This window comes from Pantoea sp. Tr-811 (assembly GCF_011752535.1).
GTDB lineage: Bacteria > Pseudomonadota > Gammaproteobacteria > Pseudomonadales > Pseudomonadaceae > Aquipseudomonas.
In genome coordinates this window covers 37,954-51,187 of the sequence record NZ_VWXJ01000013.1, presented here as the reverse complement: position 1 = coordinate 51,187, position 13,234 = coordinate 37,954, and the positions used below count along the sequence as shown (strand labels likewise).

Sequence of the window (13,234 nt, the reverse complement as noted above, 5' to 3'; positions counted from 1 at the left end):
CGGGGGATTCTACGCGGCTTGCGCCGTTCAGGAGAGTGCCGTTTCTCGCGCCAGCAATTGCCGCTTGCGCTCCACGCCCCAACGGTAGCCGCTGATGTCGCCGTCACGGCGCACCACGCGGTGACAGGGTATGGCCACCGCAATGTGGTTGGCCGCGCAGGCTATGGCCACCGCACGCACGGCCTTGGGCGCGCCAATGCGCTCGGCGATGTCGGTGTAGCTGACCCGGCTGCCCACCGGCACTTCGCGCAGGGCCTGCCACACCCGCTCCTGGAAGGCGGTGCCTTGAACGTCCAGCGGCAAGTCCAGGCCCAGGGCCGGCGCCTCGACAAACCCCACCACTTCGGCAACGACGCGCTCATAGTCGGCATCGCCGCCGATCAGCCGGGCACTGGGGAACTGGTCTTGCAGTTGCTCCAGCAGCGGTTCGGGCTCGTCGCCCAACAGGATCGCGCAAATGCCTTTCTGGCTCTGGGCCACCAGGATGGCGCCCAGCGAGCACTGGGCAAGGGCGAAATGAATGGTCGCCCCCGCCCCACCGGCCCGGTATTCACGCGGGCGCATGCCCAGGCGCTGTCCGGCGCTTTCGTAGAAGCGGCTGTTGGAGTTGTAGCCGGCGTCGAAGATGGCATCGGTCACCGAGCCGGCATCGCCCAGGCGCTCACGCAGGCGCCGGGCGCGGAAGGCGCTGGCGTAGGCCTTGGGGGTCAGGCCGGTTTCGGCCTTGAACAGGCGGTGCAGGTGGAACGGGCTGACGGCCAGTTGCGCACCGAGCTGGTCGAGGCTGGGTGGGGTTTCGGCGCTCTCCAGCAAACGGCAGGCGCGGGCGACCAGCGTGGAGCGGCGGCTTTCGTCGGGCTTGCCCTGGCAGCGCCGGCAGGCGCGGTAACCGGCAGCTTCGGCGCTGGCGGCATCGTTGAAGAATTCAACGTTTTCGCGCTTGGCCATGCGTGATTTGCAACCGGGGTGGCAGTAGATGCCGGTGGTGCGCACGGCGTAGACGAAGTGGCCGGCGGCGCGGGTGTCGCGCGATTGCACGGCTTGCCAGCGTTGGTTGTCAGTGGTGAAAGCATTCATGATGGTTTACCTCAACGCGTGTTTTGCCTGTTGCGGCCCTTTCGCGGGCAAGCCCGCACCTACCGATTAACGGCGGCTTGTGTAAGAGCGGGCTTGCCCCGCGAACACCGGCGCAGCCGGTGCCATCCACCGCGGTGCTTGCTTCGCGGGTCAAGCCCGCTCCTACAGGATTCTCTGTTAAAGGGCCGGCAATGCCGATGCATCAACATCAGGCCCGCCACAAGTACCAGGCAGCCACGGTCCGATAAGGGCTCCAAGCGCCCCCAAGCGAGCGCATCTGCGCCGGTGTCGGCGCCTTGTCCAACCCCTTGAGCCGGCGATACCCCTCGCGCACGCCAAAATCGTCCACCGGCAGGATATCCGCTCGCTCCAGGCTATAGATCAGCAACATCTCCACAGTCCAGCGCCCAACCCCACGCAGCGCCACCAACCGCTGGATCAACACCTCATCGGCCAACCCCAGCGCCACCTCACGGCTGGGCACCACCCCGTCCATCGCCGCCTTGGCGATGCCGTGGACCGTCGCCAGCTTGCTCGCGGAAAACCCGCACCCACGCATCACCTCGGGCGTCACCGCCAGCAACTGCGCAGGCGTCGGAAACGCCTGCTCAGGAAACAGCGCCAGCAACCGCCCTAGAATCGCCTCGGCGGCCCGCGCATGCAGCTGCTGGTAGGCAATCGCCCGTACCAGCGCCTCATACGGCTCGCGCCCAGGCGTCGTACGGTGCAGGCATGGCCCGGTCAGCGCGATGTGCCGGGCCCAGTCCGGGTCCAGTGCAGCCAGGTAATCGCGGGCATCGCGGTAGGCGTCAGGCGCAAGGTCGGCAGGGCTCATCAAGGACTCCAGTGCATTCAGGGCAGGTCCAGCTTAGCGCAGCCGTTCATCGGACAAACCCCGGATCTTGCGCAGCTAATTTCTGGTATGCCATTGCCCCCTACCCGCGTCCCCGCCTAGAATTGAGAACCATTCACAATCACGCACGCTCCAGGGGCCAGGCCTTCGCTACGATGCAGATCAACGACACGCTCAAGCCAACCGAAGTCGCCCTGCTTTATCAGTCTCACCACGCCTGGCTGCGCGGCTGGTTGGGCAGCCGGGTCGGCTGCCAGGAGCACGCCGCAGACCTTGCCCAGGACACCTTCGTGCGCCTGTTGCGGGCGCGCCAGGCATCACCGCTGAGAGAGCCGCGCGCCTACCTCAGCAGCATTGCCCGCGGCCTGATGATCGACCAGTTCCGCCGTCGCGCCCTGGAGCGCGCCTATCAGGAAAGCCTGGCCCTGCTGCCCGAGGGCGAAGCGCCCAGCGAAGAACACCGGCTGGTCATTCTCGATACCCTGGAACGCCTGGACCGCGCCCTGCACCAGCTCAAACCCCGTGTGCGCCAGGCCTTCCTGCTGGCCCAGCTCGACGGCCTGAGCCTTGCGCAGATCGCCCTGCGCCTGGAGGTGTCCCGCGCCACCGTCGAGCGCGACCTGGCCAAGGCCCTGGGCGTTTGCTACCGGTTGCGCTATGCCGAGTGCTGAGCGCGCCCCAGCGCAGGCCCAGGTCGACCAGGCCATCGAATGGCTGGTCAAGCTGCGTTTCGATACCCCAAGCCCGCGCACGGAGCAGCAGTTCCAGCAGTGGCTGGCCAGCCACCCGCAGAATATCCAGGCCTGGAAACGGGTCAGCGAACTGCGCGACGAACTGGCGGTGCTGCCCAGTGAACTCAGCCGGCGCACCCTCGACGCCAGCCAGCGCCAGCGCATCAGCCGCCGCGACCAGCTCAAGCTTTTGGCCGTGCTCGCCGTCGGCGGTGGCCTCGGCTGGGCGTCCCGCGAGCCCCTGGGCCTGCCGGCACTGATTGCCGACAGCAGCACCGGCACCGGGGAACGGCGCCAGCTGCAGGGCAGCGATGGCAGCCGCTTGCAACTCAACACCGCCAGCGCCATCGACCTGCATTTCAGTAGCGAGCAGCGTGAGCTGACGCTGATTCGCGGTGAAATCAGCCTGGAAAGCAACGCCGACGACAACCGGCCGTTTCGCATCAACACCCGGGTTGGCGAACTCGATACCCGCAACGGCCAGGTGCTGCTTCGTGAGAACGACAAAGGCCTGCTGCTGGCCGTGCGCCGTGGTGAAGTGACGCTGTTTCCCTTTTCCCCCTCGGCGCGCCTGGTGCAGGCCGGCGAGGTGTTGCAGGTGTCGCCAGGGGGGCGTTATGCGAGCGCCAGCCTGCATGGCGACCCGTGGGGGTGGACCGACGGCGTGCTCAGCGTGCAGCAGATGCCACTGGGCGAGTTCGTTGCCGAATTGGCGCGCTACCGCCCGGGGTTGCTGCGCTGCGCGCCGGAGGTGGCCGGGTTGAAGGTGTCCGGCACCTACCAGTTGGGGGACACTGAGCAGATCCTGCACCTGTTGAGCCATAGCCTGCCGGTGCGGATCGACTACCGCACGCGGTACTGGGTAAACATCGGCGCGGCCTGACAGCCTGTTTTCCTGTGGTGGCCTCTTCGCGGGGCAAGCCCGCTCCTACATCGAGATCACATTCCCTCTGTAGGAGCGGGCTTGCCCCGCGAAAAGGCCACCACCGGCAACCACAAAGACTCAGTCCGCAACCGCCCGCAATTTCCCCACCCGCCGATACGACTGGCGGGCAAAGCACACAAACAACCCTGCCATCACCGCCAGCGCCATCGGCAAGCCATGGGGCGCCACATCCATCGCCGCGCCACTGACCAACGGCCCGACCAGGCTACCCACGCCCCACAGCAAGCCGACGCTGGCATTGGCCGTGACCAGGTCCTGGCCTTTGAAGCGTTGCCCGATCAGCACCAGCGCCAGGGTGTAGATCCCCCCCGCCACCGCGCCCAGCAGCACCAGCATCGGCCACAGCAACCCAGGCATCTGCAGCAACCATGGCAAGGCGATGCCAATGGCCATCGCCACCAACCCGCACACCAGGTGCAGCCCGGTACGCTCGACCCGGTCGGCCAGCCAGCCCAGCGGCAGCTGGAACACCATGTCACCGGCGAACACCACGGTCACCATCAGCGCCGCCACCGCCACGGCGTAGCCATGGCTGCTGGCGTACACCGGCAGCAGCGACAGCACCACGGCATCGAAGAACGAGAAGAACAGCACCGCCACGCACAGCGCCGGGGCTACGCGGAAGAAGCCGGCCAGGCCAAAGCTCTTTTCGCCCTCATCGCCATGCTCGACATGGTCGTTGGGCACGGTCAGCAGGATGCACAGCAAGGCCAGGCCGTAGCAGCAGGTAACCACGCCGATGATCCACGGGCTGTCTGCGCCAAGCAGCGCCAGCAGGGCCGGGCCAAGCACCTGGAATCCGGTGAAGCTGGTGGCGTACAGGGCCATGATCTTGCCGCGGTTGTGGTCCGGGCACAGCTCGTTGACCCACGACTCGCCAAGGATGATCGCGATGCCCATGCCGATACCCAGCCCCAAGCGCAGCACCGCCAACAACCACAACGAATCGAAGGCAGCGTCGAGCAAGGCAACGCTCACCGTGCACAGGCTGAAGCTCAACAGGTAGATGGTGCGCCGGGTCAGGTGCCGGCAACAGGCGTCGACCAGGAACGCCGAAAGCATCATGCCCGCGGCGGGAATGGCCGAAATAACGCCGATTTCCAGGGTGCCGGCCCCCGCCTCGTGCAGGCGCAACGACACCAGCGGCAGGCTGGCCCCCAGGCTGAAGCCCACCACCGACACGGCGAACAGAAGGCCCGCCAGCAAACGCATGTTCATGTACCACTCCAGGCAAAAACTGAAAAGACGCGAAAATACAGGCGCCCACGCGCACGCCATCAGGGCGGGCAACGCTGGGGCACGAAGGTCAGTTCAGGGCTGGTGTGGCGAGAAGGTGAAGGCGAACAGCACGCTGCGCCGGCGCTTGAGCACCGTATCGCTCGGCCACGCACGACGCATGGCCTGGAGGGCAGGCTGGCGGGTGTGTGGGAGGGATTGGCTACGGCGCATTGCTCTGGCTACTACGCAGGAGTTGGAAAGAGAGGCGGCACTCTAGGCCACCGCAGGATCAGTCGTCAATTGCCCTGGGGGGCCTACAGCACGGATGCAACCCGTTGTAGGAGCGGGCATGCCCCGCGAATGGGCTGCAAGGCAGCCCCCCGCGATCTCAACGCTTACCGGTATTTGGCAGAAACACCGCCAACATCCCGAACAGCGGCAGGAACGAGCACAGGCCATACACGTACTCGATCCCGCGCAAGTCCGCCACATACCCCAGCAGCGCCGCGCCAATGCCGCCAAAACCGAACATCAGCCCGAAGAACACCCCGGCGATCATGCCGACGCTGCCCGGCACCAGTTCCTGGGCATACACCACGATGGCGGAAAACGCCGAGGCCAGGATAAAGCCGATCACCACGCTGAGCACGGTGGTCCAGAACAGGTCGGCATAGGGCAACGCCAGGGTGAACGGCGCGACACCCAGGATCGAGAACCAGATCACCGCCTTGCGCCCGATGCGGTCACCGATCGGCCCACCGAAGAAGGTACCGGCCGCCACCGCACCGAGGAACAGGAACAGGTGCAGCTGGGAACTGGCCACCGACAGGCCGAACTTCTCGATCAGGTAAAAGGTGAAGTAGCTGGTGAAGCTGGCCATGTAGAAGTACTTGGAAAACACCAGCAGGCCCAACACCACCAGCGCCGCGATCACCCGCTGGCGCGAGATGCCATGGGTGGCCTGAACCGCCTTGCGCGCCTTGGCCTGGTTGAGGTGGGCCTTGTACCAGCGGCGCAGCATCAGGGTTACGCCGAAGAAGAACAGCGCGGCCAGGCCGAACCAGGCCACGTGGGTCTGGCCGAACGGGATGACGATGGCCGCCGCCAGCAGCGGGCCGAAGGCGGAACCGGCGTTACCGCCAACCTGGAAGGTCGACTGGGCCAGGCCGAAGCGCCCCCCCGAGGCCAGGCGAGCAATACGCGAGGTTTCCGGGTGGAAGGTCGACGAGCCGATGCCCACCAGCGCCGAGGCCAGCAGAATCATCGGGAAACTGCCGACGAAGGCCAGCATGACGATGCCCACCAGGGTACACAGGGTGCCCAGCGGCAGCAGGTTCGGCGTTGGCCGGCGGTCGGTGAAGAAACCGACCCAGGGCTGCAGCAGCGAGGCGGTGATCTGGAAGGTCAGGGTAATCAGGCCGACCTGGGCGAAGCTCAGGTCGTAATTGGCCTTGAGCATCGGGTAGATCGCCGGCAGCACCGACTGGATAAGGTCGTTGATCAGGTGCGCCAGGGCGCAGAAGGTGATGATGCGCATCACCAGCGGGTTGGCCTGGCTGGCCGCCGAGGGGCTGGTGGTGGGGGTGCTGCTGATGGCCATGAACTTGAATCCCGTCCGCAGGTTTGGGATCCGATTATCAGGAAACAAATAGATACATAGCTACCTTTTTTAACCCCCGGTCGTCGCGTACTTGTAAATGGTTCTCAATATATTTAGCATCCTTGGCCAACATCCCCGTAAATATTGGGCCAAACCGCCCTCTTGCGAGCACCCCGACCCATGAGCCCGATGCCCGCCACGCCGATTGAGGCCGACCCGCAGCAGGAAGCACTGGCATGGTTTGCCCGCCTGCGCCAACCCGGTTGCGACGAACGCGAACGCCAGGTGTTCGCCCGCTGGTGCCAGGACCCGCTCAACGCGCACGCCTACGCTGAGCTGGAGGCTCGCTGGCAACAACTGCAGGCCCCCCCTGCCCGCCCACGGCCGCGGCAGTTCAGCCTGCGTCGCAGCTCCCTGGGCAAGTGGCTGGCGCTGCTGTTCCTGCTGGTGCTGGGCGCCCTGGCCTACCTTTACTGGCCGCTGATGCAACGCCTGGCCTGCGAGCTGCACACCGACGTGGGCGAACGGCGCAGCACGCGCCTGGCCGACGGCTCGACCCTGCACCTGGACAGCGCCAGCGCGATGAATGTCGACCTGCGTGGCCGCACCCGCCAGCTGCACCTGGTGCAGGGCCAGGTGTACCTGGAGGTGATGCTCGATGGCCGCGCCATGGAGGTGCAGGTCGACGATGCCCGCATCCAGGTATTCGGCACGCGGCTGATGGTGGCGAGGTATGCCGACCATGACGAACTGGTGGTACTCAGCGGCAAGGCCATGATCAGCCAGGGCGGCGACCAGCGCATGGTGTCGGCGGGTGAGCGGGTGACCTTTACAGAGGCGCGGATCAACCCGGTGCAGAAGGCGGATGTGAAAACCGCAGACGCCTGGCGCAATGGGCAGCTGCACGCCAGCGACATGCCCCTGGGCGAGGTTATCCAGCGCCTGGCCAGCTACCAGGGCCGACGGGTCTGGTTGATGGACGAACAAACTGCCTACCGCCGCATCAGCGGTGACTTCAACCTCGATCGCCCAGGCCAGACGCTTGAGGCACTGGCTGGCGAGCAGCATTTGCAGCTGCACGGCGTGCTCGGGCAGTGGCTGATCGTGCGCTGAAACCGGGGTCGGCCGCTAAGTTTTTGAAAGGCGTGCAATTTTTTTTGAAATGAGTGTTGACACAGGCCCATCACAAGGGAATAATGCGCCCCATCGGCTACATAGCTCAGTTGGTTAGAGCATAGCATTCATAATGCTGGGGTCCGGGGTTCAAGTCCCTGTGTAGCCACCAAACAAGACGAAGGGCTTACCGCAAGGTAAGCCCTTTTTCTTTGCCTGCAGAAAAGTTGCACCGTATCAACGCACCCCGGCGACCGCCACGGCCAACCCCAGGCCGATCAGCGCGACACCGATCACGCGGTCGACCAGCCGCTGCCTTGCGATCATCAGTGCACGCAACCCCGCTTGGGAAAAGAACAACGCCACCAGGCTGAACCAGGCCCAGTGAGCGAACGACATGAATGCCCCGTAGGCGAAATCCACAGCCAGCGAACTGCCCGGTCGCACCACCTGGGTGTAGGCGCTGACGACGAAAAGCATGGTCTTGGGGTTGAGGGCATTGGTCATGAAGCCCGTACGCAACGCAGCCAGCACACCAGATTGTGCCACCTCCCCCTCCAGGCTGATTCGCGCGGTGTTGGTCAGCGACTGGTAGCCCAGGTAGATCAGGTAACCCGCACCGAGCACTTTCATGACCAGGAACAGCGCCGGGCTCTGACTGATGACCACGGCGATCCCCAGCACCGTGTACAGCACATGCACCTGCACACCCAGGGCAATCCCTACCGCAGCGGCCAGCCCGGCCTTGCGGCCCTGGGCGTAACTGCTGCGAGTGACCAGGGCGAAGTCGGCGCCGGGGCTGATGACGGCCAGAAGGGTAAACAGGGCGACAGCAATGAGTTCGGTCAAGGGAAAGGCCTCGATAGACGATGAGAAAGCACAGATGCATCTATTATCGAGAGCTGTTTGGCGGGAAAAAAACGATTTAAAGTGAAGCAGATCTGATAGTTTTTCTGACAGATATCCAAAACCTGTGCTGGCCTCTTCGCGGGCATGCCTGCTCCCACAGGGACCTCAGCAAGCCTGAGGGTTGTGCAGTACATGTGGGAGCGGGTGTGCCCGCGAAGAGGCCGGATCAGGCAAACAGGGACCCCATGAAACTGCCAGCCCTTACCGCCTTCCGCTACTTCGACATCGCCGCCGAAACCGAAAGCTTCGTCCGTACCGCCGAACGCCTGCATGTCACCCACGGCGCCGTCAGCCGCCAGGTACGTCTGCTTGAGGAAAGCCTGGGCATCGAACTGTTCGAACGGCGCAACCGGGCGATCTTCCTCACCCCCGCTGGCCGGGCATTGCATGGCACCACCCAGGCGATCTTCGAACAACTCGAAGGCGCCGTGCAGCGCCTGCAGCAGCAGGAGCGCGACAACGTGCTGGTGCTGTCCTGCGAACCGACCATCGCCATGCGCTGGCTGATCCCGCGCCTGCCACGCTTCCATGCCGCGCACCCGGACCTGCAACTGCATCTGGTGGCTGCCGGCGGGCCGGTGGACTTTGCTCGAAGCGGGGTCGACCTGGCACTACGCCGGGACGACTTCCATTGGCCACCGGCGCTGCACAGCATGAAAATCTGCGATGAGTGGATTGGCCCGGTCAGTCGCATCTACAGCGACAACCTGGACGGCCAACGCCTGCTGCACAGCAGCACCCGCCCCGACGCCTGGCCCACCTGGCTGCGCCTTGGCAAGCGGCAGGCAACCCACAGCGAGCGCAGCGACTTCGAACACTTCTACCTGTCGCTACAGGCCGCCAGCGCCGGCCTGGGCCTGGCCATCGCCTCGGCATTGATGGTGCGTGACGAACTCGACAGCGGCCAGCTGTACGCTCCGTTCGGCTTCCTGCGGGATGGCTCTGCCTATTACCTGCTCAGCCCGCAGCCACTGAGCGATGGCGGCAAGCGCCAGCGTTTTGCCGAATGGGTGAAGCATGAAAGCCAGGTTTGCCTCACTCACCTGGGCTTGCTGCAGAACGACGCGTTTGAACCACCATCACCACCCCAGGTGCGATAACCGGCGGTATCGATGTGGATGCGCCCGCTCGGATAGCGCCCCAGGCCCATGTTCCAGGCCTGGCCGTGCTGCTGCCAGAAACGGCACAGCGGATTGGGGTCGGCCCAGGCCGGCAACAGGATATCGACCGCGAAAGCGCGGGTATGGGCACTGTCCGAGGCACCACCCGCGCAGCGGTTGAGATCGGGATTGCGATAGGCCGACACCACCTCGAACTGGCGCAAGATACCTTGCCCATCGAGGGTACTGATCAATGACAACGTGGAACGCACTGCCGGCCAGTTGCTGGCAGGCGGTAGCGCAAACGGCGAGGCATGGCACAGCTTCCAGTCCGACGCCGAACGCAGCAGCTGGTGGATCGGCACAACTCCATATAGCCGCGCATCCACCAGCATCTCGCGAAACGGCCGGGTCTGATGGTCACCCGCCCACTGGGCGAACATCCACAGGTCACGCTCGTCCGCCAATGCCATTGTGCTCGACAGCACACCTGCAGCCAGCAACAGCCTGCTTGCTCTTCTCATTCCCCTGCCCCCTGCCCCAGTATGAGCACGGCCACCAGCCCTGGCGGCCACTGACAAGGAGTTAAGCATGCACAAGATTGCCCTATCCAGCCTGGCCGCCCTCGCCTGCAGTGGCCTGGCCCTGGCCGACGCACGCATCGACCTGGGCGATACCCAGCGCGTCACCCGCCTGTTCGCCTTTCCCAACAACTGCCACGTGATCTGCTATCGCAACTGGACACTTGAACAAACGGTCGAGCACTACCTGACCCAGAGCGTACAGCGCGACGGCCACGCCAACGCCAAGGTGACGGTCAGCCGCGAGCATGAGCGCCTGCATGCCACCATCAGCGAAGTGCCAGCCAGCTACGCCGAGCCCCTGCGCCAACTGCTCGACAGCGGCGAGCTGGCCTATGAAGGCGCCCGCCGCTTGAACCAGGACGGCAAGTGGGCCTATGACTGGTACCTGTTCCTGCCCCTGGGCATGGCCCTGCAGAACCGCCGCAGCATCGAGCTGCTGCACTTCCCGCCGGACTACTCGCTGACCCAGGCCCAGGACTACCTGCGCTCCAACACCACCGACCGCTGGGCCGAACTGCTGACCTTCAACGGCATCGAGGCCAGTCAGACCCCGGCCTACCAGACCATCATCGACATCGCCCCGATCGCCGCCCCTGCAAGCGCCGGCGCCACACTCACCGACACCTACAGCTACTTCCAGGATTACCAGGTGCGCATGGTCCGGGAAATGACTGACGCTGGCGCTGCCAAGCCGTTGCCGATGGTCGCCTTCGGCGCGCCGGTGCGCAGCTGGATCCAGCAGCAGTACGGGCCGAAGGTGGACGTGCTGGGGCTGGTCAGCATCAGCCCTAAAGCCGGCACTCAGGTGCCGGTGTTGGGCTCCAACCACCCCAGCGCGATCTGGTACACCGCCGACAAGGCCAACCATGGCGGTGACGAGGACGCAGCCGATGCGGCGGGGTTGAAGATGATGGGGCAGGATTTGACGGCAGCCTGCTGGCAGGCGGGGATGGGCAGCAACCCGGGGGCCGACCCGAAAGAAACGCTGCAGGCCTGCTCGAACAAATGGCAGGTGATGCAGAAGAAGCAGACGTGCGAGCTGTTCTTCCGCACAGTGCGCTCGTTCACGCCGGAGCAGGCGGCGGCCAAGTGCAATACCGGGGAGACGAGCCGAAGCTTGCGGGACCTGAAGAAGCCGGTCGAGGTTGTGCCGCGCGAGTTGTGATCGGTTTGCCGGCGTAGCAAGCGACGCGGTGAATGGCACCGGCTCCGCCTGTGTTCGCGGGCAAGCCCGCTCCCACAGGTTCTTCGTTAAATCAGATAGTTATGATTTGTTCCATGAGAGTCTACCCAGCCCTACGGGCTGCGCTGTCGCGCAGGGAACCGTGCCAGCAGTCGCGCCGCAATGCGTGAGTGCCCAAAAATGCGATACGCGAACACCAGCGCTTGACCTACACCACAACCCTGGGCTGCCGATCAAGCGCCCACTTCCAGCCCCCGGTAGGAGCGAGCGCAGCTCGCGATGGGGCGCGCAGCGGCCCCAGGGTTTCAGCCTCGCGGCTCATAGTGCTGGGGCTGCTTTGCAGCCCATCGCGAGCTGCGCTCGCTCCTACCGGGTCCTGTGGGAGCGGGCTTGTCGAGGCGTCGAACCGCCGCGAAGCAGGCGACGCGGTGCATGGCACCGGCTTCGCCGGTGTTCGCGGGCAAGCCCGCTCCCACAGGATTCTCTGTTAAATCAGATATTTGCAATTTGTTCCATGAGAGCGGGCTTGCCCCGCGAAAGGGCCGGTACAGGCTTACTCAATCTTCAAGCAGGGTACAGGCCATCACCAGGGCATCCTCACGCCCCCCGGCAACCGGGTAGTAATCACGCCGCCGACCAATCTCGTTGAAGCCATAACGCTCGTACAAGCGATAAGCCGACTGGTTACTGGCCCGCACCTCAAGGAAGCACTCCCGCCCATTGAGCTGGTACGCGCGCGCCATCAGGTGTTCGAGCAGCTTCAAGCCCAGCCCGCAGCCCTGGTTCTCGGGCTTGACGGTGATGTTCAGCAGGTGCGCCTCGTCGATGATCACGTTGATCACCCCATGCCCCACCTGCTGCTGCCCGTCGAACATCAACCACACTTCGTAGGACTTCAGCGCGTCCTGGAAAATGCCGCGGGTCCAGGGGTGGCTGAACGCGGCATATTCGATCTTCAGCACGGCATCCAGATCCGCCTCGGTCATTGGGCGGAAACTGATCGACTCACTCATTCAACGCTCTTCCAGCGCGCCATCAGCTGGCGCATCGCTTGCCAGACGTGCGCCTTGCGCTGCGGCTCGTCCATCAACAGTTCAAGGCCCGGCAGCGCCCAGGCATCGCCCAGGCCGTCGACCTTGAGCACTTGGTAGTAGGCGCCCGCGTCGGCATTGGCGGCAAAGCGCAGGGCCGGCAGGCCGACCAGCCAGAGCACGCTGCTGGGCACTTCTTCCAGGCGGGCCTGGATGAAGCCCTGAACGAAATCACGCGCGGCATCCGGGCCCTGGTCCATGTTGCCGCGCACCAGCAGCGGCCAGCGCACCGGTTCGCCGATGATCTGCGGGGCATCTGGCAGGCCGGCGGCGCGCAGCATGTCCTTGAGCAGCAGGTAGGACGGGTCGCGGCTCTGGAACGGCTGGCCGGTGGCCAGCTCGACCAGCAGCAGGCAACTGCCGGCACGCAACAGCTGCAGGGCGAAACGCGGCGGCGCCACCGGGGCCGGGCGCGGCGCGGGGGCAGCCTGCTCGGGCTCTGCGGGCTTGGCGGCGGGCTTGGGCGCCGTGCCTGGGCGCGGGATTTCGATTTTTGGCCGCTCGCCGGAACGGGCCTGCGGCGCGACAGGTGCGTCGCTGGCGCTCGGCGCAGCCGGACGGGCCTCGAATTCGATGTCTTCGACCGGCGCTTGCGGCAGCAGCAGCTCGGGGCGCGAGGGCGCAGCGAACGGCAGTTCGGCACGCGGCAGCCAATGCACCACTTGCATGGCGGAAAGGTAGGCGCGGCGGCGGGGTTCGGTCAGCAAGGCTCGGGGGTCCGGAAGGCGGGCACAAAGAGAGGGGGCATTCTAACGTAGGCATGGTTTTTTTTGCATCGCCCGTGCGACCGAGCGCAAACCCGGTAGGCGCGCGCAAAGCTTTGAGATCG

At 65.1% G+C, this 13,234-nt stretch carries 14 protein-coding genes and 1 tRNA gene; 6 read left to right on the top strand and 9 right to left on the bottom strand.

Annotation, left to right across the window (positions count from 1 at the left end; genetic code table 11):
• Positions 1-27 precede the first annotated feature (27 nt).
• Both ada and F3J44_RS19445 read right to left on the bottom strand, forming a co-directional pair.
• Positions 28-1,077, bottom strand: a complete 1,050-nt coding sequence (gene ada, locus F3J44_RS19450; RefSeq protein WP_167275150.1) for a bifunctional DNA-binding transcriptional regulator/O6-methylguanine-DNA methyltransferase Ada — start codon at positions 1,075-1,077, stop codon at positions 28-30.
• Between the two features lie 208 nt (positions 1,078-1,285).
• Positions 1,286-1,912 carry a DNA-3-methyladenine glycosylase gene (locus F3J44_RS19445; protein ID WP_167275148.1) on the bottom strand — a complete coding sequence of 209 codons (627 nt, stop codon included), beginning with the start codon at positions 1,910-1,912 and terminating at the stop codon, positions 1,286-1,288.
• 173 nt (positions 1,913-2,085) lie between these two features.
• On the opposite strand from F3J44_RS19445, the gene F3J44_RS19440 reads away from it, so the two are divergent.
• Entirely contained in the window at positions 2,086-2,601 is a 516-nt protein-coding gene (locus tag F3J44_RS19440; RefSeq protein ID WP_167059058.1) for a sigma-70 family RNA polymerase sigma factor, read from the top strand.
• On the top strand, positions 2,588-3,544 hold the full coding sequence (locus F3J44_RS19435) for a FecR domain-containing protein (protein WP_167275145.1): 957 nt from the start codon (positions 2,588-2,590) through the stop codon (positions 3,542-3,544). The genes F3J44_RS19440 and F3J44_RS19435 overlap by 14 nt, the downstream gene beginning before the upstream one ends.
• Positions 3,545-3,664: 120 nt before the next feature.
• On the opposite strand, the gene F3J44_RS19430 is transcribed toward F3J44_RS19435, so the two are convergent.
• The 3 genes from F3J44_RS19430 to F3J44_RS19420 all read right to left on the bottom strand — a co-directional run bounded on the left by F3J44_RS19430 (position 3,665) and on the right by F3J44_RS19420 (position 6,425).
• Complete coding sequence (locus tag F3J44_RS19430; RefSeq protein ID WP_167275141.1) at positions 3,665-4,825, bottom strand: MFS transporter; 1,161 nt, start codon at positions 4,823-4,825, stop codon at positions 3,665-3,667.
• A 93-nt stretch (positions 4,826-4,918) separates the two neighbouring features.
• On the bottom strand, positions 4,919-5,056 hold the full coding sequence (locus F3J44_RS19425; protein WP_167059066.1) for a hypothetical protein: 138 nt from the start codon (positions 5,054-5,056) through the stop codon (positions 4,919-4,921).
• Between the two features lie 157 nt (positions 5,057-5,213).
• The gene (locus F3J44_RS19420; RefSeq protein ID WP_167275138.1) at positions 5,214-6,425 is read right to left on the bottom strand and encodes an MFS transporter; all 1,212 of its coding nucleotides are present in this window, start codon (positions 6,423-6,425) and stop codon (positions 5,214-5,216) included.
• Between the two features lie 180 nt (positions 6,426-6,605).
• On the opposite strand from F3J44_RS19420, the gene F3J44_RS19415 reads away from it, so the two are divergent.
• Positions 6,606-7,538, top strand: a complete 933-nt coding sequence (locus tag F3J44_RS19415) for a FecR domain-containing protein (RefSeq protein WP_205300006.1) — start codon at positions 6,606-6,608, stop codon at positions 7,536-7,538.
• A gap of 95 nt (positions 7,539-7,633) precedes the next feature.
• Positions 7,634-7,710, top strand: a tRNA-Met gene (locus tag F3J44_RS19410).
• 65 nt (positions 7,711-7,775) lie between these two features.
• On the opposite strand, the gene F3J44_RS19405 is transcribed toward F3J44_RS19410, so the two are convergent.
• Entirely contained in the window at positions 7,776-8,387 is a 612-nt protein-coding gene (locus tag F3J44_RS19405; protein ID WP_167275136.1) for a LysE family translocator, read from the bottom strand.
• Positions 8,388-8,632: 245 nt separating this feature from the next.
• Here F3J44_RS19405 and F3J44_RS19400 point away from each other — a divergent pair, with 245 nt between their 5' ends.
• Positions 8,633-9,547 (top strand): LysR substrate-binding domain-containing protein, encoded by a 915-nt coding sequence (locus F3J44_RS19400; RefSeq protein WP_167275133.1) that lies wholly within the window; start codon positions 8,633-8,635, stop codon positions 9,545-9,547.
• On the opposite strand, the gene F3J44_RS19395 is transcribed toward F3J44_RS19400, so the two are convergent.
• A complete protein-coding gene (locus tag F3J44_RS19395) occupies positions 9,487-10,071 on the bottom strand; it encodes a D-Ala-D-Ala carboxypeptidase family metallohydrolase (protein ID WP_205300005.1) in 585 nt (194 codons plus the stop codon). The genes F3J44_RS19400 and F3J44_RS19395 overlap by 61 nt on opposite strands.
• Before the next feature lie 67 nt (positions 10,072-10,138).
• Between F3J44_RS19395 and F3J44_RS19390 the strand changes: the two genes are divergently transcribed.
• Positions 10,139-11,296, top strand: coding sequence for a hypothetical protein (locus F3J44_RS19390; RefSeq protein ID WP_167275131.1), 1,158 nt, complete (start codon positions 10,139-10,141; stop codon positions 11,294-11,296).
• A gap of 575 nt (positions 11,297-11,871) precedes the next feature.
• Here F3J44_RS19390 and rimI read toward each other — a convergent pair.
• Positions 11,872-12,327, bottom strand: a complete 456-nt coding sequence (gene rimI / locus F3J44_RS19385) for a ribosomal protein S18-alanine N-acetyltransferase (protein ID WP_167059075.1) — start codon at positions 12,325-12,327, stop codon at positions 11,872-11,874.
• Positions 12,324-13,112: an energy transducer TonB gene (locus F3J44_RS19380; protein WP_167059079.1), complete on the bottom strand. Its 789-nt coding sequence runs from the start codon at positions 13,110-13,112 to the stop codon at positions 12,324-12,326. The genes rimI and F3J44_RS19380 overlap by 4 nt, the downstream gene beginning before the upstream one ends.
• Positions 13,113-13,234 lie beyond the last annotated feature (122 nt).